We start from the raw sequence: 19,686 nt of genomic DNA on the forward strand, positions 1-19,686 counted from the left end.
GGTCGTCATGCCGCGTCGTTCCATCCTGCTGTTCGCCGGCGCCTGTCTCGCCATCGCCGCCGCCCTGGCCATCGTCACCGTGGTGGTGGTCGGCAATCGGCCCAGCGCGACCCGGGGCGAGATCGGCGCGACCGGCCAGCCCCTGGTCGGCGGCGACTTCCAACTGGTGAACCAGGACGGGCGTCCGGTGGATCAGACCATGCTGAACGGCAAATGGAGCCTTGTCTTCTTCGGCTTCACCTACTGCCCCGAATTCTGCCCCACCACCCTGGCCGAACTGGCCGCGGTGCAGCAGCGGCTGGGCGACAAGGCCGACGATCTCCAGATCGTCTTCGTCAGCGTCGATCCCGAGCGCGACACGCCTCAGCAGCTGAAGGACTATCTGTCCTCAGACGGCTTCCCCAAGGGGACCATCGGCCTGACCGGAACGCCGGACCAGGTGGCCCAGGCGGCCAAGGCCTACCGCGCCTATTATGAAAAGGTCGGCGAGGGGGAGGGCTATACGATGAACCACTCCCTGACCGTCTATCTGATGGGGCCCGACGGCCGGTTCCGCACCGCCGTCGCCTATGGCCTGGGGCCTGACAAGGCGACAAAGATCATCGAAGACGCCATGGCGCGGGGCTAACCCCGCTCCTTCGTCTTGGTGAAGGCCACCTTGGGGAAGCGTTCGCCGACATAGCCGGTCTCCCAGCTGGACTTGGCCAGGAAGACGGGGGCCTGGTCGATGTCGCGGGCCATCTGGGGGCGGTATTTGCCCATGAAGTCCTCCAGATCGGCGTCGGACGCGTCGGAGGTCGGGGCGATCCAGCGGGCCTCGGCATAGGGGCTGGGTTCGAAGACGACGTCCAGGCCGTATTCCTCGCCCAGCCGGTCGGCCATGACCTCGAACTGCAGCTGGCCCACGGCGCCGACGATGAAGTCGGCCCCGATCTCCGGGCGGAACAGCTGGGTCACGCCTTCCTCGGCCAGACCCTCCAGCGCCTTCTTCAGGTGTTTGGCCTTCAGCGGATCTTTCACCCGGACCCGTTGCAGGATTTCCGGCGCGAAATTGGGCAGGCCGGCGAACCGCACCACCCCGCTCTCCGACAGGCTGTCGCCGACCCGCAGCACCCCGTGGTTCGGAATGCCGATCACGTCGCCGGCGAAGGCGTCCTCGGCCAGTTCCCGGTCCGAGGCGAAGAACATGATCGGCGCATTGACCGACAGGGACTTGCCGGTGTTCTGCACCTTCAGCTTCATGCCGCGCTTGAAGGCGCCCGAGGCCATGCGGAACATGGCGATCCGGTCGCGGTGGTTGGGGTCCATATTGGCCTGGACCTTGAAGACGAAGCCGGTGACTTCGTCGGCGCCGGGCTCCACCGTCGTCTCCACCGGCGCCGGGGCGTTGCGGGTCTCGGGCGGGGCTTCTTTCCGGGCCTTCATGACCTTGGGCGCCGGCGCCCAGTCGCCGATCGCCTTCAGCAGTTCGTCTATGCCGAAATGGCGCAGGGCCGAACCCCACAGGACCGGGGTCATATGGCCCTCCAGGAAGGCCTGACGGTCAAAGGCCGGATAGCCGCCTTCGACCAGCTCCACCGCCTCGCTCAGGGCCTCCTGCTCGCCCGCCTCGAAATAGTGCGCCGCCTGGTCCAGGGGCAGGGCCGGGGGATGGTCGGGGTCTTCGGCGGCGCCGGCGGCCTTGCGGGCATAGGGCTGGAACCGGCCGGTCCCGACCTCGACCATGCCGCGCAGACGATTGCCGCTCTCGGCCGGCCACCAGATGGGCGCCGGGTCCAGTTGCAGCCGCGAGGCGATGTCGTCCAGCAGGGCCATCGGGTCCTGGGCCTCGCGGTCCAGCTTGTTGATGAAGGTGATGATCGGAATGTCCCGAAGACGACAGACCTCGAACAGTTTCAGCGTCTGCGGCTCGATCCCCTTGGCGGCGTCCAGCACCATGATGGCGCAGTCGGCGGCGGTCAGGGTGCGATAGGTGTCTTCCGAGAAGTCCTCGTGCCCGGGCGTATCGAGCAGGTTGAACATCTTGCCGTCGTGCTCGAACGTCATGACCGAGGCGCTGACGGAAATGCCCCGCTCCTTCTCGATCTTCATCCAGTCAGAGCGGGTGCGGCGGTTCTCGCCCCGCGCCCGCACGGCGCCGGCCGCCCGGATGGCGCCCCCGGCCAGCAGGATGTGTTCGGTCAGGGTCGTCTTGCCCGCATCCGGGTGGGCGATGATGGCGAAGGTCCGCCGGCGCGCGGCTTCTTCAGGCAGGGTCAGTGAGGACATGGCGCGCGACTAGCGCGCCCGGCGCAGAAAGTCACTCGCCGGCGGGCGCCGGGGGCGATTCCGGTTCGTCTTCCGGCGAAGGCTCGGGCTCGACGGCGGCGGCGTCCTCCGTAAGGCCGTCGAGGGTCGGCACGGCCTCGCCGTTGTTGAGCGCCGCGATCATCTGCGCCGCCCGGTCAGACGCCGCCCCGCCGTGGGGATTGTTCGCCAGGGGTTTCAGCACGGCGATCGCTTCATCCTTTTGATCCCGTTGGATCAGGGCGTCGGCATAGTTCAGACGAACCCCCGCCAACTGCGGCGCCCGCTCAAAGGCCAGACCGAGCGTGAGCATGTCGTTGTCGTTGGGATAGCCCGGCTCGCCGTGTCTCATCTCGGCGATCAGCATCAGGGTTCGATAATCGTTGTCCGTCGCGGCGTAGGCTCGACCCAGATAGACCCTGGCCTCTCGCTTCAGTGACACACGTTCCGCCTCATCCTCCGCTGCTTCCGCCAGGCGCAACCGTTCCTCGGCCAGGAATTGCAGGGCTTCGACATTGTCGGGCTCCAGTTCGACGAGCCGCTGCAGCGCCCGTTCGCCCGCCACCGTGTCGCCGAAATGCAGGCCGGCGTGACCGGCGGCCAAGAGGGCCAGGGGGTCATCGCCGTGACGCGCGGCGATCCGCGCCACCTCCTGGCCCAGGGCCGCACGATCCTCGTCCTTCACCCCGATCTTCAGTCTCTGATTGATGAGCAGCAGATCATTGGCGGATCGGGGCAGGCGCGTGACGACGATGTCGGCCGCCGGAAAGTCGCTCTTGATCACCCGCCCCATCAGCCGGCGGCTCATCAGATATTGGCGAAGCTCGGAGCGAAGCTGGGCCAGGCTCAGGCCAGTGGCGCTCTCCATGGCCTCAACCGGATCTTCACCGTCCGACACGGCCATCAGATAGGCGCTCAGCTGTCGCAGGCGGTCGGGGTCGCTGAAGAACCAGTGGGTCAGCAGCCAGGCGACCGGATAATAGGTCTCACGATAGCTGCTGCGCCTGACCTCGCCGGGACGAGAGCGCAACAGAACCTCAAGCGGCAGCCATGTGCCGTTGACCAGCCAATAGGCCCGATTCTCGCTGTAACCGCCCAGCTGAACCTCATCCGCCTCGATTTCCGCGGTCATATAGTATTCGGCGAAGCCTTCGACGAACCAACCCGGATAGGCGGCGGGGGCGCTTTCGAGCATGAAATGGTGCACATATTCGTGCAGCAGTATCTCGTTGTTTTCGCCTCGGATCGCGACGGCGAAGATGTCTTCCGAAGTGGGGAAATAGGTGCCCACGACATTCTGCGGCGTGGCGGGATTGACCCGAAGCATGCCGGAGCGTGAGCCGACCAGATAGATCGGCAGTTTGCGCAGCGGCGCCTGGTCCATGGGCAGGCCGGACCGATAGCGCATCACACGGTCGAAGGTCTCCAGCTTCTGGACATAGTCCCGGAGCGACCGTTCGCTGCCTTCGCTATGGACGATGAATCGCTCGCTTTCGGCCTTCAGCCAATCGGCGCGCGCCGCCGTCGCCGTCAGACTCAGCGTCGCTAAGGCGGCGGCCAATACGGCGACCAGTCCCGATCGTTTCATGGCTTGTTCCCCGTCCCCGCCGAATGGGACTGACGTCCATCCCGTCTCCCCCGACAACCTGAGTTGTCGCAAAGGTTGTGCGGGATCGTAAAGAGCCGCGTGCAGATTACGCGAAGAATCCTGCCCGTCGCTGCGCCTTTGCGCCACATCAAATAACCCCTCGCCATCAGCGGCTATTGGAGTCATGCTCGGCTCTGAGGAAGAGATCAGGCCGTCAGAGCCGGGCGTTCCTCTCCCGGAGCGATCCGGGTTCATAGGGAAAGGAAAAGACGATGGCTGTGATCCATCCACAAGACCGCGTTTCCGGCCTCGATCGCTCGTCCTACGAGCGCCCGCACAAGATGCACCCGGCCGTAGGGCTGGCGATGGGCTTCGGCTTCATCTTCGCCGTGGCCGCCGTCGTGCACATCCTGTTCACGGCGCTCTGACGCGGGTTTGAAGGCCGCCGCGTCAAGCGGCCAGACGGTTCCAGACGGCGCGATCGGCGGCGATCGCGTCGAGGCGACGGCCCTTGTCGTGCAGCTGTCCCATGACGGCGTCGGGCAGGGTGCAGAAGCGCGGCTCGACCAGATCGGGATTGCACCCGGCCTCGGGCGCGGCGAACAGGGCGGCGTTGACGTCCGGGCTGCGCTCGGCGATCAGCCAGGCCAGGCGGCGCGCCCGTGAGGGATCGTTGCGGTGCAGCAGCGGATCCTCGGCGAACAGCTCGCAACCCAGCTCCAGCACATAGTCGAAGCCCAGCTTCTCGAACCGGCGCGCGTCGGCGGGCGTGACCGGGCAGGCCTCGTCCAGGTCGAACACGACGTCGTTCAGAAGAAACAGCATGGGCGCGACGCCTTCGGCGATCCGGACGCGATGTCGTCCGTGATCCCCCTTCTAGCCGCCTGGGCTTGCAGTCCCGTTCACGGACGCGGTTAAGCCTTTGTGACCGGCGGGCTCAGTCCGCGCCCGTCACCCCGCCCCATCACCCCGCACCCAGGGCGCCCACCGCCAGATTGACCGCCAGGGCCACGATCACGGTGTTGAAGACGAAGGCGGTCAGGCTGTGGACGCTGGACAGCCGACGGACCCCCCGGTCGCTGATCTGCACATCAGCCGTCTGGCAGGCTACGCCGATGATCAGGGCGAAATGCAGAAAATCCCAATAGTCGGGCTGGGTCTCGCCGGGAAACATCAGGCCGCCGCGGTCCCCGCCCTCGTGGTCCCGCTGATAGAAGGCGTGGGCGTAGTGCAGGGCGAACATCAGATGGATGAAGGTCCAGGACAGGGCGACCGTCCCGAGGGCCAGCAGGCCGCCCGTCAGGGGAGAGCCGTGGCTCCGGGCCTCGCCGACCACCACGACGACGCTGGCCGCCGCCGCCAGAAGGCTGAGCGGCAGGACGGCCGCGCCGGTCTGATCCAGGGCGGCGGCGCGCCGGCGGATCGCATCGGCGTCCTGGGCCCGTGCCATCCGCGCCAGGGTGGCGGCGATGAAGACCGCGACCCCGGCGATCCAGCCATAGGCCGTCCGGGTCAAGGCGTCGTCGGCCACAGGGGTGAAGAGGGCGACGGCGATCACCACCCCCAGGCTGGCGAGGAGGACGCCGTAGAGGCGAAGGGGGCGAAACAGGCTCATGACCGCCGATCATGACGCCCGACGCGCCCTCGGCAAGGGGCCACCGAGCCCCCGCGCGCCCCTAGACGAAAAGCGAAGGGGCTGACGCGACGTGACCCTTGCGAAGCCCGGCGTGGTCGGCTTACGTGATCACGCATTGTTACAGCCTGGCCGCCGCCGGAAAGGGTTCCCCATGACCGTTTATGAAGATCGCGCTGGATTGCAGGTCGCGGCCGAACTCGCGGGCCTGATCGAACAGGAGGTCTTGCCGGGCCTGGGTCTGGACCCGGCGGGCTTCTGGTCGGGAACGGCGGCCGTCTTCGCCCGGTTCGCCCCGGAAAACCGCGCCCTTCTGGCCCATCGCGACGCCCTTCAGGCCCGGATCGACGACTGGCACGACGGGCGTCGAGGCCGGCCCTATGACGTCGCCGCCTCCCAGACCTTCCTGCGCGAGATCGGCTATCTGGTTGAAGAGCCTGAGCCCTTCACCATCGGCACGACCGGGGTGGACGCCGAGATCGCCCGGATGGCGGGGCCGCAGCTGGTGGTCCCGATTCTAAACGCCCGTTTCCTGCTGAACGCGGCCAACGCCCGCTGGGGCAGTCTGTATGACGCCCTTTACGGGACGGACGCCCTGGGCGACCTGCCGAAAGGCGGCGGCTATGATCCCGAACGCGGCGCCCGGGTCGTGGCCCGCGCCAAGGCGTTTCTGGACGAGGCCGTGCCTCTGGCCCAAGGCTCATGGTCCGATCTGACCGAGGCGGACGCCGTCGTGCTGAAGGATGCAGCCCAGTTCGTGGGACGGACGGAAGGCTCGCGCCTGTTCCGCCACAACGGCCTCCATATCGAGGTGATCGTCGATCGCGCCCATCCGGTCGGGCGCACCGATCCGGCCGGAATCGCCGATGTTGTGCTGGAATCGGCCCTGACCACCATCTGCGACCTGGAGGATTCGGTGGCCGCCGTCGATGCGGCGGACAAGGTCTGCGCCTATCGCAACTGGCTGGGTCTGATGAAGGGCGACCTGGTCGAGACCTTCGACAAGGGCGGCAAGACCCTGACCCGCCGCCTGAACCCGGACCGGGCCTTCATCGCGCCGGACGGTTCGACCCTGACGCTGAAGGGGCGTTCGCTGCTGTTCGTGCGCAACGTCGGCCATCTGATGACCACCCCCGCCGTCCGGCTGCCGGACGGGTCCGAGGCGCCGGAAGGGATTTTGGACGCCGTCGTCACCAGCCTGATCGCGCTCTACGACATCAAGGGGCTGGGCGGGCTGTCCAACAGCGCGACCGGCTCGGTCTATATCGTCAAGCCCAAGATGCACGGGCCGGACGAGTGCGGCTTCACCAACCGTCTGTTCGACGCGGTCGAGGATCTGCTGGCCCTGCCGCGCCACACGATCAAGGTCGGGGTGATGGACGAGGAGCGCCGCACCTCGGCCAATCTGGCCGCCTGCATCCATGCGGTGAGGGACCGGATCGTCTTCATCAACACCGGCTTCCTCGACCGCACCGGAGACGAGATCCACACCGCCATGCGGGCCGGCCCGGTGGTGCGAAAGGGCGACGTCAAGTCCAGCGCCTGGATCGCCGCCTATGAGGCGCGCAACGTCGCCATCGGCCTGAAATGCGGCCTGTCGGGCAAGGCCCAGATCGGCAAGGGCATGTGGGCCGCCCCCGACCGGATGGCCGACATGCTGGAGCAGAAGATCGGCCACCCCAGGACCGGCGCCAACACCGCCTGGACGCCCAGCCCGACGGCCGCGACCCTGCACGCGCTCCACTATCACGCGGTCGATGTCTTCGCCGTCCAGGCCGAGGTCGCGACGCGGCCGACGCCGGGGCTGGACGATCTGCTGACCCCGCCCCTGGCGAACGGCGTCAACTGGTCCGAGGAGGAGGTGAAGGCCGAGCTGGACAACAACGCCCAGGGCATTCTGGGCTATGTCGTCCGCTGGATCGACCAGGGGGTCGGCTGCTCCAAGGTGCCCGACATTCACGACATCGGCCTGATGGAGGACCGCGCCACCCTGCGGATCAGCTCCCAGCATATCGCCAACTGGCTGTTGCACGGCGTCTGCACCGCCGAACAGGTGGACGCGGCCCTTCTGAGAATGGCCGACAAGGTGGACGCCCAGAACGCCGGCGACCCGCTGTATCGTCCCATGGCGCCCGATCCGGACGCCAGCCCCGATACAAACCTGGCCTATCAGGCGGCCCGCGCCCTGGTGTTCCAAGGGGTGGAGCAGCCGAACGGCTATACCGAGCCCCTGCTTCACGCCTATCGACTTAAGGCGAAGGCCGCACACTGACGCCAATCAGCGTCCGTCGCCCTCGGGTGAGCGCCGGGTGTCGGGACGGAAAAGCCTTCAGCCCCCCGTTCGCCCCGGTGGGAGGTCGGGCGCGCGCTCCAGCGGCCCGTCCTCGTCTTCGGCCAGCATCAGGTCCTCGGCGGCGTCATTGTTGGCGCCGGAGGTCTGACCCTGGGCCGGACCGGGCGGCGGGGCGGGGCGGTTCGTCGCCGACCACGCACGATCGCCGTAGCCGAACCGGCCCAGCGCCTCGTCGCCCTCCAGGCCGAAGGCGCTGCGAATCCGCAGGTCGGTCTGGGGAAAGGGGACTTCGATGCCGGCGCCGTCCAGGGCGTCGGCGATCAGCCAAGTATAGGCGGCGTGCATGGCCGCCGGTCGCTTGACCGCCTCGCGCGTCGGCCAGACCAGCAGCTCGAACTCCAGCCCCTTGTCGCCGAACCCCACCAGCCAGACCTGGCTCTTGCGCGCCTCGGTCTCGGGCAGGGTGAAGGGGCTGGACCGGGCGCAGGCCAGCACCGCCTCGCGCACCCTGCCCCGATCCGATCCATAGGCGACGGCGAAGGGGACATGGATCCGCCGGGTGTCGCCCTTCAGCGTCCAGTTGGTGACCGGCTGTTCGATCAGCCGCGAATTGGGCACCAGGACATTGACGTTGTCATTGGTCCTGACCCGCGTCGCGCGCGGCCCGATCTCCATGATGGCGCCGCGAATGCCGATGTCCTCGATCTCGATATAGTCGCCGACAGAGACCATCCGGTCGAATATCAGGAACAGGCCCGAGACGAACTCCTTGACCACCCCTTGCAGGCCCAGACCCACGCCTATGCCCAGGGCGCCGGCGAAGACCGCCAGGGACGACAGGTTCAGCCCCGCCGTCGACAGGGCCGCCATGACGCCCAGTATGATCACCGCATAGCCGGACAGCCGCTCCAGCAGATACAGGGCCTGACGGCTGCGTTCGGCCCGTTCGCGCACGCGCCGCAGGGCGCGGGTGATCAGCCAGCTGACGCAGAAGGCGGCGATCAGGATCACGCCTGCGCCGACCAGACCGCCGACGGTCAGGCTGGCCCCGGCGATCCGCAGGACCGGCGACTGTTCGATCGCCTCCAGGTTCAGCTTCTCGATCGTAGAGACCATCCGCCTCAAGCGCGCGGCGAAAGGCCAAGGTTCCGCCCGCGATGACGCGCGTTTCCGTCAGTGACCCATGACGGCCTGGATTTCGCCGAACAGCCCGGCGGAGGTGAAGGGCTTGCCCAGGTGACGGTTCGCCCCGGCCTCCCGACAGGCGGCCACATGCTCCGCCTGGGTATTGGCCGTCAGCATGATGATGGGCGCCGGCGGCCGACCCGCAGCCTGTTCCCGGTCGCGAATGCGAGCGACCGCCGTGATTCCGTCCATCCGAGGCATCTGGATGTCCATCAGGATCAGGTCGAACCGTTCGCGCTCCACGGCCTCCACCGCCTCCACCCCGTCCTCCGCCATGACCACGTCGGCGACGCCGTCCAGCATCATCTCGACGATCCGCCGGTTGGTGGGGTGATCGTCGACGACCAGGACGTTCATTCGCCCTTGCGCCGCCGCAGCCCCCGGGTCGTCGCAGACGGCGGCGAGGGGGATGTCCAGCCAGAAGACCGAGCCCCCGCCCTCGCGCGGTTCGCCGTCCACCTCGCCGCCCATAGCCCTTGCCTGCTCGCGCGCCAGGGCCAGACCCAGCCCCATGCCGCCGAAGCGCCGCGTCAGGGCGTCGTCGCTCTGATGGAAGGGGGTGAACAGGGCGTCCTTCTTTTCAGGCGCGAAGCCGACGCCCGTATCCAGACAGGCGAAACGGATCACGCCGTTCTCGCGGCCTTCGATCCTCAGGCGGATCTCGCCCCGGTCGGTGAACTTCAGTCCATTCTGCAACAGGGGCGTCAGGATGCGCCCCAGGGCCTCCGCGTCGCCCAACAGCCGGGCCGGGAGGTCGGGCGAAATCTCGAGATGCAGGGCCAGACCCTTGGCCTCCGCCGCCGCGCGGTGGGGCGCGACAAGCTGTTCGGCGAAGGCGGTCGGCTCGAACGGCTCGGCCTTGGGCGCGCTGGGCGCAGCGCCCATGCGCGACACGGCCATCAGATCCTCGAAACGGTGCTGAAGCGACGTCGCCGAGGCCCGAATCATGGCGGCGATCTCGCGGATGTCGACGGTGTCGGCGCGACTGTCCAGAAGGTCGGCGCCGGCGATCACCCCGTTCAGCGGGGTGCGGATCTCGTGGGTGATGTTCGATATGAAGGCGCTGCGGGCGTGATTGGCGCGTTCGGCCTGCTCCAGGGCGGATCGCAGGGCGTCTGCGTCTCGCTGTCTCTGGGTCACGTCTTCCGCCAGGCCGATCAGATGGCGCAGACCGTCGTCGTCATAGGTGGCGACCTTGGTCGCCTCCAGATAGCGGACGCCGCCGCGGCCGTGATCCTCATGCACGGCGGTCTCTCGGCCTCTGGTCATGGCGGCGGCCGTCCATTCGGCCAGGCTCGAAGGCAGGACCTCGGCGGGCTTCAGCCCCGCCAGGCCCCCCACCCGGTCGAACAGGGTCTCTGCGGCCCTGTTGGCCAGGATGAAGCGTCCGGTTCGGGCGTCCTTGACCGTCAGGGCCAGGGGCAGGACATCGATGACCGTATTCAGAAAGGCGCTCGATTCCGTCTCGGCCGTCACGTCCTCCGACTTGGCCAACAGCCGCACGATCCGGCCTTGATCGTCGCGGACCGCGCTGACCAGGGTGTTCAGATAGAGGCCCGCGCCGTCCTCAGCGCCTTCGGACCTGGAAAGCCGGGCGCGGAAGGAGAAGGCGCGACCGGCCCGCGCCTCCCTGACCGCAAGATCCACCGAGGCGCGGCAGGCGGACGGCCATATGTCGCGCCAATCCTGGGCGGGGTCGTTCGGAGCGGAAGTTCGAAGTCGCCGCGCCGCGCTGTTGACGTAGACTATTCGCCCCGAGGGGTTAAGCAGCCATACATTCGCTGGACAAGCTTCTGCGAGTTGGGCGTGAAAAGCATCGCCTTCGTAAGCCGTCTCGGCTTGAGGAGCGAACCTGTTCAACATTGAACTCCTAAACACTCAACACGATTCAGCTCCTCAGTATGCCGCACGGAGATGAAGTCGGAGTAAATCGGGCCGGTGAAATATTGCCCGCGCAAGTCTAGGTACATCTGCGTATGGCAAGCTTGAGCGGCATTTAACCATCCACGTCAATGATGCTTCCAGTTGTAGCGCCATAGCCGTGCGGGGGATGGATGAGACGAGTGTTGGTGGATGCGGCCCTGGTGGTTCGCAATGTCGCGGGTCTGCGCCAGTCCATCCTGGACGCCTTCGAAGAGGACGACGCCGTCACCCTGGACCTGGTCGAGGATCAGGCCGTCGATCTGTGCGGCGTCCAGCTGATCGAGGCGGCGCGCCGTCAGGCCCAGGCCGTCGGCAAGACCTTGAGCCTGGCGCATCCGGGCGAGGCGTTTCGCCCGGTGCTGGAAGCGGCGGGTTTTCTGACCGAGGCGTCCGAGGACGACCTGCGGTTCTGGTTTCATGAAGGATCGGTTCAATGACGGCTTCCATCCTGACCGTTGACGACTCGCCCAGCATCCGCATGGCCTTGAAGATCGCCCTGACCGGCGCCGGCTATTCGGTCGCCGAGGCCGGCGACGGCGCCGAGGGCATCGCCAAGGCCAAGGCCAGCGCCTTCGACCTGATCATCACCGATCTGAACATGCCGGTCATGGACGGCCTGACCATGATCGAAGAGATGCGCCGCATGCCCGAACAGATGGGCGTGCCGATCGTCTTCCTGACCACCGAGTCCGACGAGGGCATGAAGGCGCGGGCCAAGGCCGCGGGCGCCACGGGCTGGCTGACCAAACCGTTCGATCCCGACCAGCTGGTGCGGATCGCTAAGAAGGTGCTGGGCCGATGAACGAAGCCATCGCCATCTTCCAGGTTGAGGCGCGCGAGAACCTGGAACTGATCGAACAGGGCCTGCTGGACCTGCTGGATCGTCCCGAAGACCGGGATCTGGTCGACGCCGTCTTCCGCGGCCTGCACACGCTGAAGGGGTCGGGGGCCATGTTCGGCTTCGACGCCTTGGCCGGCTTCACCCACCATTGCGAAACCGCCTTCGACCGGGTCCGCAAGGGCGAGGTGGCGGCGACCACGGATCTGGTCTCTGCGGTTCTGGCCGCCCGCGACCACATGCGACAGCTGCTGGAGGATCCGTCGGGCGATCACGGCGCCGCAGGCGACGCCCTGCTGGCCGATCTGGAGCGCGCAGTGCGCGAGGCTGACGGCGCCGCCGCGCCGGAGACCCCGAAGGCCGGCGCGACGACCTGGCGCGTGAAGTTCGAACTGCCCGCCGACGCCTTCCGCAACGGCGCCAACCCCCTGGCCCTGCTGAACGAGCTGCGCGACCTGGGCGAGGCCCAGGTGGTGGTCGATACCTCGCGGGTGCCGCCGCTCAGCCGGATGGAGCCGACCGACCTCCATCTGGGCTGGACCGTCACCCTGACGACCGAGCACGGCCGCTCGGCGATCGAGGACGTCTTCATCTTCGTCATGGACGAGATGACCCTGAGCATCGAAGCGGTGGACGCCGAAGCCGCCGCCCCGCAAGAGGCTCTCCAAGACGCCCCCCAAGACGCCCCGGTCCAGGCCGCCGCCGAGCCGGCTCAGGCTCCGGTTTCGGCGGCCAAGCCCGCCGCCGTCGCCCCTGCTGCGCCCGCCGCCGAACCGGCTGAAGCAGGCGGCGCCAAGGCCGCCAAGGCTGCCGAGAGCGTGCGCGTTCCGGCCGACCGCCTGGATGAGCTGATGGACCGGGTCGGCGAACTGGTCATCGCCCAGTCCCGCCTGAGCCAGATCGCCGCCGGCGGGACCGACGTGGCCCTGCGCGCCGTGTCGGAAGAAATCGAGCGCCTGTCCGGCGAACTGCGCGACACCATGATGGTGCTGCGGATGGTGCCCGTCTCGACCCTGTTCGGCCGTTTCCGCCGCCTGGTCCACGACCTGGCGCGCGAGACGGGCAAGGCGATCGAACTGTCGACCGACGGCGAGAGCACCGAGATCGACAAGACCGTCATCGAGCGTCTGGCCGACCCCCTGGTCCACCTGATCCGCAACGCCGCCGACCACGGTCTGGAGACGGCCGAGGATCGCGCCGCCGCCGGCAAGCCGGCTACGGGTCGCATCCGCCTGTCGGCCCATCAGTCGGGCGGCGAAGTGGTCATCACCATTCGCGACGACGGCCGCGGCATCGACCGCGACCGCGTCCGCGCCAAGGCCGAGAGCCAGGGGCTGATCGAGCCCGGCGCGGCGATCAGCGACCATGACCTGCTGCAGATGATCTTCCACCCCGGCTTCTCGACGGCGGCGGCGGTGACCAATCTGTCGGGTCGCGGCGTCGGCATGGATGTGGTCAAACGCACCATTGAGGGCCTGCGCGGCTCCATCGACATCGCCAGCCGGCCCGGAGAGGGGTCGGAGGTGTCGCTGCGCATCCCCCTGACCCTGGCCATCATCGACGGCCTTCTGGTTCGCGTCGGCCACGGCCGCTACGTCATTCCGCTCGACGCGGTCGAGGAGTGTCTGGAGCTGTCGCTGGACGAGGATCTGCGTTCGCGCGGCCGCAGCTTCATCTCCCTGCGCAACAGCCTGGTGCCCTTCCTGCGCCTGCGCGAGATGTTCGATACCGGCACCCCGCCCGAACTGCATCAGAAGGTGGTGGTCGTCTCGACCGGCGCCGAGCGGATCGGCCTGGTCGTCGATCAGATCATCGGCGACCACCAGACGGTGATCAAGTCGATGTCCAAGCTTCATTCCGGCCTGCCGACCTTCTCGGGGGCCACCATCCTGGGCGACGGCGGCGTCGCCCTGATCCTGGACGTGGGCCACCTGGTCGCCAAGGGCCAGCAGCAGGAGGCGCAGATGCGTGAGGCGGTATGAGCGAGACGGCTGAAACCACCGGCTGGACCGGCGCGGAGCAGATCGAGGTCCTGACCTTCGAGCTGAACGGCGAACTGTTCGCCCTGGAGGCCGTCGCGGTTCAGGAGATCATGGACCTGGCGCCAGAGACGGTGGTGCCGGGGGCCGGCGCCTTCGCCGGCGCCGTGATCAACTTCCGCGGCAAGGTCATTCCCTTGTCGGACCTGCGCGTCGCCTTCGCCATGGAGCGGGGCGAGCCCACCATCGACAGCCGCATCGTCGTCATTGAGATCGACCTGGACGGAGAGCCGACCCTGGTCGGCCTACGCACCGACAAGGTCCATGAGGTCACCACCCTGGCCCGCGCCGACGCCGAGGCTCCGCCCAGCGTCGGCATGCGCTGGCGGCCCGAGTTCATCCAATGCCTGGTCAAGCGCGACGGCGAATTCATCGTCGTCCCCGCCCTCCAGACCCTCTTCAACCAACAGCACGACGCTCGCCAGTCGACCGCGTCCGCCACCCGTCATTGACCGGTCCAGAAAGGACTCCCGCCATGCGCTTCACCATCAAGGCCAAACTGGCCGCCGGCTTCGGACTGATGATCGCCCTGCTTATCGGCGTGGCCGTTCTGGGGATGCACAGCCTGGGGCGGCTCGATGAGACGATGCATGAGGTGATCTCGGGCCCGGCCAAACGGCTGGAGACGTCGCAGTCGGCCAATATCCGTCTGCTGGAATCGATCCGGGCCGAAAAGAACCTGATCCTTTCCACAACCACGGAAGAGATGCGCCGGCATGTCGAGGCGGGCGATGCGGCGCGCAAGTCGATGGCCGAGCTTCTCGCCGTCGGCGAGGAAAAGGCGGCTGAGGCCAACAAGCCCGATTGGCAGAGGCTGAAAACTCTTTTGGCGCAAATGGGCGCTATGGAAGGCCGCATGGCCGATCTGGTCCGCGCCGGCCAGAACAGCCAGGCCGTGGCCCTGTCCAATGGTGAAGGCCGCGAGATCGCGGTCGAGATGAGCGAAATTTTCGACAAGATCGTCACGCGCAATGAGGCCGCCATGGTCAAGGCGGACGAGGACGCCAAGGCGCAATACGCCGAAACCCGCAACCTGGTCATCGGTCTGACGATCGCGGCCCTGGCCATGGCCGTCGCCTTCGCCCTGTGGATCGCCCTGGGCGTCAGCGCCGGCCTCAGCCGTCTGATGACGGTCGCCGACGCCGTCGCCATCGGCGATCTGGATCAGCGGATCGAAATTAAGTCGAACGATGAGATCAAGGATCTGGTCGAGGTGTTCAACACCATGACCGACAATCTGCGGGCCACGGCCGCCATGGCCGATCAGATCGCCATGGGCGACCTGAGCGTCGAGCCCAAGCCCCTGTCGGACAAGGACACCCTAGGTCTCTCGCTGCAAGGCATGACCCGGAACCTGCGCGCCACGGCCGCCATGGCCGATCAGATCGCCGTGGGCGACCTGAGCGTCGAGCCCAAGCCCCTGTCGGACAAGGACATCCTGGGCCAGGCCCTGCAACGGATGACGCTGAACCTGCGCACGACGGCGGCGATCGCCGACGAGATCGCCCAGGGCGATCTGACGGTTCAGCCCAAGCCGCTGTCGGACAAGGACACCCTGGGCCTGTCGCTGCAGTCGATGGTGGAGCGTCTGCGCGGCGTGGTCGCCGACGCCCTGTCGGCCGCCGACAACGTCTCCTCGGGCAGCCAGGAACTGTCGGCCACCTCCGAACAGATGAGCCAGGGCGCGACCGAACAGGCCGCCGCCGCCGAACAGGCCTCGGCCTCGATGGAGCAGATGGCCGCCAACATCAAACAGAACGCCGACAACGCCGCCCAGACCGAGAAGATCTCGCGTCAGTCGTCGAGGGACGCTGAGGCCAGCGGCGAGGCGGTCAACCGCGCCGTGGACGCCATGCGCACCATCGCCGACAAGATCGGCATCGTGCAGGAGATCGCGCGCCAGACCGACCTGCTGGCCCTGAACGCGGCGGTCGAGGCCGCCCGCGCCGGGGAACACGGCAAGGGCTTCGCGGTCGTGGCTTCGGAAGTGCGCAAACTGGCCGAACGCAGCCAGACGGCCGCCGCCGAGATCAGCGCGGTCTCGGGCGACACGGTCAAGGCCGCCCAGGAAGCGGGCGAGATGCTGCAACGTCTGGTGCCGGACATCCGCAAGACCGCCGAACTGGTCTCGGAAATCTCCGCCGCCTGCCGTGAACAGGACGTCGGCGCCAGCCAGATCAACGAGGCCATCCAGCAGCTGGACAAGGTGACGCAACAGAATGCGGGCGCCTCGGAAGAGATGTCGGCCACCTCGGAAGAACTGGCGGCCCAGGCCGAAGAGCTTCAGACCTCGATCGCCTTCTTCCGCACCGACTCGGCCGGCGGTCGCGGCGGACGGGCTCCGGCCCGCGCCCCCGCCCGCACCTCGACCTTCAAGGCGCCCGCCAAGTCCGCCGCCCGTCCGGTCGGCAAGTCGGCGTCCCCTGCGAAATCCCCGGTCCACGCCCAACAGGCCCGGGCCAAGGGCTTCGCCCTGGACCTGACCAGCGGCGGCGCCGACGCCGAGGACATGGACTTCCGGGAGAGCGCCTGATGGCAGGCCCATCGCCTTCGCCCGGTTCACGCGATCCGCGCCTGTGCCTTGCAACCACGACCGGACGAACGTCGTCCGCATCCACCTTCGGACCTTCACCGGCCTGACATCAGAAAAAGGGGCTATGAAATGCGCTTAACGATCAAAGCAAAACTGGCCGGCGCCTTCGCCGCCGTCCTGGCGATCTCCCTCATTCTCGGCGTCGTCGGCGTCATGAAGATGAGCGCGGTCAACGACCAGTCGACCGTCATCACCGAAAACTGGATGCCGAGCATCGACGCCATCCACAGCATCAATACGGCGACTTCGGACCTGCGGGCCCAGCAGTACGCCCACATCACCTCGACCGATCCGGCGCGCATGGCCGAGGTCGAAAAGGACATCGCCGCCACGCTCGACACGATCAAGAGCGAACGGGCGAAGTATGAGACCCTCATCTCCTCGGACGACGAGCGGGCGCTCTACAATCAGTTCGCCGGCAAGTTCGAAAACTATCTGCGGGACGGCGAGCGGATGCTGACCTTCTCGCGCGTCAATCAGAACGAGGCCGCCGCCCAGGCCATGCTTTCCAGCAAGCCGCTGTATGACGACATGTCGGCCGACCTGCTGAAGCTCGTGAACCTGAACGTCGACGGCGGCAAGGCCGCCAGCGTCGAAGGCGACAAGGTCTTCGCCGAAGCCCGGACGATGTTCATCGCCCTGGTGGTCGCCGGACTGGTCATCGGCGTGGTCGCCGCCCTGTGGATTTCGCGCACCGTCACCCTGGGCCTGCGCAAGGTCTCCACGGCCATTGAGGCGGTCGCCATCGGCGACCTGGATCAGGACATCAAGGTCACGACCAATGACGAGATCAAGGATCTGGTCGATACGGTCGATCGCATGACGGCCAATCTGCGCGCCACCGCCGCCATGGCCGACGAGATCGCCCAAGGCGACCTGACGGTCCAGCCCAAGCCCCTGTCGGACAAGGACACCCTGGGCCTGTCGCTGCAGTCGATGGTGGAACGCCTGCGCGGCGTGGTCGCCGACGCCCTGTCGGCCGCCGACAACGTCTCCTCGGGCAGCCAGGAACTGTCGGCCACCTCCGAGCAGATGAGCCAGGGCGCGACCGAACAGGCCGCCGCCGCCGAACAGGCCTCGGCCTCGATGGAGGAGATGGCTGCCAACATCAAACAGAACGCCGACAACGCCGCCCAGACCGAAAAGATCTCGCGCCAGTCGGCCAAGGACGCCGAACTGAGCGGCGAGGCCGTGACCCGCGCGGTGGACGCCATGCGCACCATCGCCGACAAGATCGGCATCGTGCAGGAGATCGCGCGTCAGACCGATCTGCTGGCCCTGAACGCGGCGGTCGAGGCCGCCCGCGCCGGGGAACACGGCAAGGGCTTCGCGGTCGTGGCTTCGGAAGTGCGCAAACTGGCCGAACGCAGCCAGACGGCCGCCGCCGAGATCAGCGCGGTCTCGGGCGACACGGTCAAGGCCGCTCAAGAGGCCGGCGACATGCTGCAGCGCCTGGTGCCGGACATCCGCAAGACCGCCGAACTGGTCTCGGAAATCTCCGCCGCCTGCCGCGAACAGGACGTCGGCGCCAACCAGATCAACGAGGCCATTCAGCAGCTCGACAAGGTGACGCAACAGAATGCGGGCGCCTCGGAAGAGATGTCGGCGACCTCGGAAGAACTGGCGGCCCAGGCCGAAGAGCTTCAGGCCTCCATCGCCTTCTTCCGCACCGACTCGGCCGGCGGCCGCAGCGGACGGGCTCCGGCCCGAGCTCCCGCCCGCGCCTCGACCTTCAAGTCGCCGCCCAAGCCCGCCGCCCGTCCGGTCGCCAAATCGGCGGCCCCGTCTTCGGCCAAGTCTCCGGTCCACGCCCAGCAGGCCCGGGCCCAGGGCTTCGCCCTGGACCTGACCAGCGGCGGCGCCGACGCCGAGGACATGGACTTCCGGGAGAGCGCCTGATGTCCGGCCCCGTGGAAAAAGCGGGTGCGGCTGAAGGTCAATACGTCACCTTCGGCCTGGGCGAGGAGGTCTTCGCCGCCCCGGTCGGGCTGGTGCGGGAGATCCTGACCTATCAGCCCCCGTCGCGCATCCCCAACAGCCCCGCCTATCTGATGGGTCTGACCGATGTGCGCGGCCAGGGCGTTCCCACGGCGGATCTGCGGATCCGCCTGGGGATGGCGCCGGTCGAACCGACCCTGAACACCCGGATCCTGGTCCTGGACATCCCGCTGGAGGACCGGACCCTGAGCCTGGGTCTGGTCGCCGACCGGGTGTTCGAGGTGACCAGCTTCGCCGCCGACCAGATCGAGCCCTCGCCCGACATCGGCATCAAATGGCGCTCGGACTATATCTCCGGCGTGGTGCGGCGCGACGACGGCTTCGTCGTCCTGATCGACCTGCCTCGCCTCCTGTCCACCACTGGCGATGCGGCCGATCTCGCCGCCTTCGCCCCTGTCGAACGCGCCGCCTGAGGGCGGCGCGAACGGCCCATAAAAAAGAAGAGAGAAACGCCTTGTCCCAAGCGGCGCTAGAACGGTCCGCCCCCACGCTTGATCAGATCAGCGCCCGCAACTTCGAACGGTTGGCGCGCTACATCTACGACTACAGCGGCATCAAGATGCCCTCGTCCAAACGCACCATGCTGGAGGGACGGCTGCGTCGCCGGCTGCGCGTCACCGGCCATGAGACCTTCGACCGCTATTGCGACTATCTGTTCAAGGACGGCGGTCTGGAGACCGAGTCCGTCTTCCTGATCGACGCGGTCACGACCAACAAGACCGACTTCTTCCGCGAGCCGCGCCATTTCGACTATATGGCCAGCCACGTCCTGCCCGAGTTCAAGGCCGCCGGGCAGCGTCGCATCCGCGCCTGGAGCGCGGCCTGTTCCACGGGCGCCGAGCCCTATACGATGGCCATGGTCCTGCAGAAGTTCGCCGACGAAGAGGGCGGGCCGGACTATCAGATCCTGGGCACCGATCTGTCGACCGAGGTGCTGGAGACGGCCCTGCGCGGCGTCTATCCCGACGAAATGCTGACGCCCGTGCCGGCGGACATGAAGCGCTGGGTGATGAGGGCGCGCGACGCCAGCCGCCGCGAAAGCCGCATTCATCCGTCCCTGCGGTCCAAGCTGTCGCTGGCGCGGCTGAACCTGATGGACGAGGCCTATTCGGTCGGCGATCCTTTCGACATGATCATGTGCCGCAACGTCATGATCTATTTCGACAAACAGACCCAGGCCAAGGTTCTGAACCGTCTGTGCGCCCGTCTGCGGCCCGGCGGCTATCTGTTCATCGGCCATTCGGAAAGCATCACCGGCATCGAACTGCCGCTGGTCACCGTCGCCAACACCATCTTCCGGAAGACCTGAC

17 protein-coding genes are annotated in these 19,686 nt (G+C 67.4%); 11 read left to right on the plus strand and 6 right to left on the minus strand.

Annotated elements, in window-relative coordinates; genetic code table 11:
- Nucleotides 1–7: 7 nt before the first annotated feature.
- Nucleotides 8–628 (plus strand): SCO family protein, encoded by a 621-nt coding sequence (locus tag JMT67_RS12540; protein ID WP_201463636.1) that lies wholly within the window; start codon nt 8–10, stop codon nt 626–628.
- On the opposite strand, the gene JMT67_RS12545 is transcribed toward JMT67_RS12540, so the two are convergent.
- Both JMT67_RS12545 and JMT67_RS12550 read right to left on the minus strand, forming a co-directional pair.
- A complete protein-coding gene (locus JMT67_RS12545; RefSeq protein WP_201463637.1) occupies nt 625–2,268 on the minus strand; it encodes a peptide chain release factor 3 in 1,644 nt (547 codons plus the stop codon). The genes JMT67_RS12540 and JMT67_RS12545 overlap by 4 nt on opposite strands.
- 31 nt (nt 2,269–2,299) lie before the next feature.
- Entirely contained in the window at nt 2,300–3,874 is a 1,575-nt protein-coding gene (locus JMT67_RS12550) for a tetratricopeptide repeat protein (RefSeq protein ID WP_201463638.1), read from the minus strand.
- A 272-nt stretch (nt 3,875–4,146) separates the two neighbouring features.
- Here JMT67_RS12550 and JMT67_RS12555 point away from each other — a divergent pair, with 272 nt between their 5' ends.
- Nucleotides 4,147–4,302 carry a hypothetical protein gene (locus JMT67_RS12555; RefSeq protein WP_183218296.1) on the plus strand — a complete coding sequence of 52 codons (156 nt, stop codon included), beginning with the start codon at nt 4,147–4,149 and terminating at the stop codon, nt 4,300–4,302.
- Nucleotides 4,303–4,324: 22 nt separating this feature from the next.
- Here the strand turns inward: JMT67_RS12555 and JMT67_RS12560 are convergent, their stop codons facing one another.
- Together JMT67_RS12560 and JMT67_RS12565 are read right to left on the minus strand one after the other, a co-directional pair.
- Complete coding sequence (locus JMT67_RS12560) at nt 4,325–4,699, minus strand: hypothetical protein (RefSeq protein WP_182713460.1); 375 nt, start codon at nt 4,697–4,699, stop codon at nt 4,325–4,327.
- Between the two features lie 139 nt (nt 4,700–4,838).
- Entirely contained in the window at nt 4,839–5,489 is a 651-nt protein-coding gene (locus JMT67_RS12565) for a DUF1345 domain-containing protein (protein ID WP_152949446.1), read from the minus strand.
- A 172-nt stretch (nt 5,490–5,661) separates the two neighbouring features.
- Here JMT67_RS12565 and JMT67_RS12570 point away from each other — a divergent pair, with 172 nt between their 5' ends.
- Entirely contained in the window at nt 5,662–7,779 is a 2,118-nt protein-coding gene (locus JMT67_RS12570; protein WP_201463639.1) for a malate synthase G, read from the plus strand.
- Nucleotides 7,780–7,836: 57 nt separating this feature from the next.
- On the opposite strand, the gene JMT67_RS12575 is transcribed toward JMT67_RS12570, so the two are convergent.
- Both JMT67_RS12575 and JMT67_RS12580 read right to left on the minus strand, forming a co-directional pair.
- A complete protein-coding gene (locus JMT67_RS12575) occupies nt 7,837–8,916 on the minus strand; it encodes a mechanosensitive ion channel family protein (protein WP_183218292.1) in 1,080 nt (359 codons plus the stop codon).
- Between the two features lie 57 nt (nt 8,917–8,973).
- Nucleotides 8,974–10,848 (minus strand): PAS domain-containing hybrid sensor histidine kinase/response regulator, encoded by a 1,875-nt coding sequence (locus JMT67_RS12580; protein ID WP_224761170.1) that lies wholly within the window; start codon nt 10,846–10,848, stop codon nt 8,974–8,976.
- Nucleotides 10,849–11,039: 191 nt separating this feature from the next.
- Here JMT67_RS12580 and JMT67_RS12585 point away from each other — a divergent pair, with 191 nt between their 5' ends.
- The 8 genes from JMT67_RS12585 (at nt 11,040) to JMT67_RS12620 (ending at nt 19,685) form a co-directional block, all read left to right on the plus strand.
- The gene (locus JMT67_RS12585) at nt 11,040–11,345 is read left to right on the plus strand and encodes an STAS domain-containing protein (RefSeq protein WP_082382600.1); all 306 of its coding nucleotides are present in this window, start codon (nt 11,040–11,042) and stop codon (nt 11,343–11,345) included.
- Complete coding sequence (locus JMT67_RS12590) at nt 11,342–11,710, plus strand: response regulator (RefSeq protein ID WP_054764668.1); 369 nt, start codon at nt 11,342–11,344, stop codon at nt 11,708–11,710. Before JMT67_RS12585 ends, JMT67_RS12590 begins: the two co-directional genes overlap by 4 nt.
- Nucleotides 11,707–13,728, plus strand: coding sequence for a chemotaxis protein CheA (locus JMT67_RS12595; protein ID WP_201463640.1), 2,022 nt, complete (start codon nt 11,707–11,709; stop codon nt 13,726–13,728). The genes JMT67_RS12590 and JMT67_RS12595 overlap by 4 nt, the downstream gene beginning before the upstream one ends.
- Entirely contained in the window at nt 13,725–14,237 is a 513-nt protein-coding gene (locus tag JMT67_RS12600; protein WP_201463641.1) for a chemotaxis protein CheW, read from the plus strand. The genes JMT67_RS12595 and JMT67_RS12600 overlap by 4 nt, the downstream gene beginning before the upstream one ends.
- A 23-nt stretch (nt 14,238–14,260) precedes the next feature.
- Complete coding sequence (locus JMT67_RS12605) at nt 14,261–16,318, plus strand: HAMP domain-containing methyl-accepting chemotaxis protein (protein ID WP_183218286.1); 2,058 nt, start codon at nt 14,261–14,263, stop codon at nt 16,316–16,318.
- A gap of 129 nt (nt 16,319–16,447) precedes the next feature.
- Nucleotides 16,448–18,277, plus strand: coding sequence for a methyl-accepting chemotaxis protein (locus JMT67_RS12610; protein WP_183218284.1), 1,830 nt, complete (start codon nt 16,448–16,450; stop codon nt 18,275–18,277).
- A complete protein-coding gene (locus tag JMT67_RS12615) occupies nt 18,277–18,789 on the plus strand; it encodes a chemotaxis protein CheW (protein ID WP_054764672.1) in 513 nt (170 codons plus the stop codon). The genes JMT67_RS12610 and JMT67_RS12615 overlap by 1 nt, the downstream gene beginning before the upstream one ends.
- Before the next feature lie 41 nt (nt 18,790–18,830).
- A complete protein-coding gene (locus JMT67_RS12620; protein WP_152949454.1) occupies nt 18,831–19,685 on the plus strand; it encodes a CheR family methyltransferase in 855 nt (284 codons plus the stop codon).
- Nucleotide 19,686: the final 1 nt, after the last annotated feature.

This window comes from Brevundimonas aurantiaca (genome assembly GCF_904830995.1).
Lineage (GTDB): Bacteria > Pseudomonadota > Alphaproteobacteria > Caulobacterales > Caulobacteraceae > Brevundimonas > Brevundimonas aurantiaca.

What these genes read in the sequence shown, in the direction of transcription:
- JMT67_RS12590 (WP_054764668.1), top strand. Translation starts at nt 11,342, where the DNA reads ATGACGGCTTCCATCCTGACCGTTGACGACTCGCCCAGCATCCGCATG.
- JMT67_RS12560 (WP_182713460.1), bottom strand. Translation starts at nt 4,699, where the DNA reads ATGCTGTTTCTTCTGAACGACGTCGTGTTCGACCTGGACGAGGCCTGC.
- JMT67_RS12605 (WP_183218286.1), top strand. Translation starts at nt 14,261, where the DNA reads ATGCGCTTCACCATCAAGGCCAAACTGGCCGCCGGCTTCGGACTGATG.
- JMT67_RS12565 (WP_152949446.1), bottom strand. Translation starts at nt 5,489, where the DNA reads ATGAGCCTGTTTCGCCCCCTTCGCCTCTACGGCGTCCTCCTCGCCAGC.
- JMT67_RS12545 (WP_201463637.1), bottom strand. Translation starts at nt 2,268, where the DNA reads ATGTCCTCACTGACCCTGCCTGAAGAAGCCGCGCGCCGGCGGACCTTC.
- JMT67_RS12555 (WP_183218296.1), top strand. Translation starts at nt 4,147, where the DNA reads ATGGCTGTGATCCATCCACAAGACCGCGTTTCCGGCCTCGATCGCTCG.
- JMT67_RS12610 (WP_183218284.1), top strand. Translation starts at nt 16,448, where the DNA reads ATGCGCTTAACGATCAAAGCAAAACTGGCCGGCGCCTTCGCCGCCGTC.
- JMT67_RS12580 (WP_224761170.1), bottom strand. Translation starts at nt 10,848, where the DNA reads ATGTTGAACAGGTTCGCTCCTCAAGCCGAGACGGCTTACGAAGGCGAT.
- JMT67_RS12540 (WP_201463636.1), top strand. Translation starts at nt 8, where the DNA reads ATGCCGCGTCGTTCCATCCTGCTGTTCGCCGGCGCCTGTCTCGCCATC.
- JMT67_RS12600 (WP_201463641.1), top strand. Translation starts at nt 13,725, where the DNA reads ATGAGCGAGACGGCTGAAACCACCGGCTGGACCGGCGCGGAGCAGATC.
- JMT67_RS12615 (WP_054764672.1), top strand. Translation starts at nt 18,277, where the DNA reads ATGTCCGGCCCCGTGGAAAAAGCGGGTGCGGCTGAAGGTCAATACGTC.
- JMT67_RS12585 (WP_082382600.1), top strand. Translation starts at nt 11,040, where the DNA reads ATGAGACGAGTGTTGGTGGATGCGGCCCTGGTGGTTCGCAATGTCGCG.
- JMT67_RS12570 (WP_201463639.1), top strand. Translation starts at nt 5,662, where the DNA reads ATGACCGTTTATGAAGATCGCGCTGGATTGCAGGTCGCGGCCGAACTC.
- JMT67_RS12575 (WP_183218292.1), bottom strand. Translation starts at nt 8,916, where the DNA reads ATGGTCTCTACGATCGAGAAGCTGAACCTGGAGGCGATCGAACAGTCG.
- JMT67_RS12595 (WP_201463640.1), top strand. Translation starts at nt 11,707, where the DNA reads ATGAACGAAGCCATCGCCATCTTCCAGGTTGAGGCGCGCGAGAACCTG.
- JMT67_RS12550 (WP_201463638.1), bottom strand. Translation starts at nt 3,874, where the DNA reads ATGAAACGATCGGGACTGGTCGCCGTATTGGCCGCCGCCTTAGCGACG.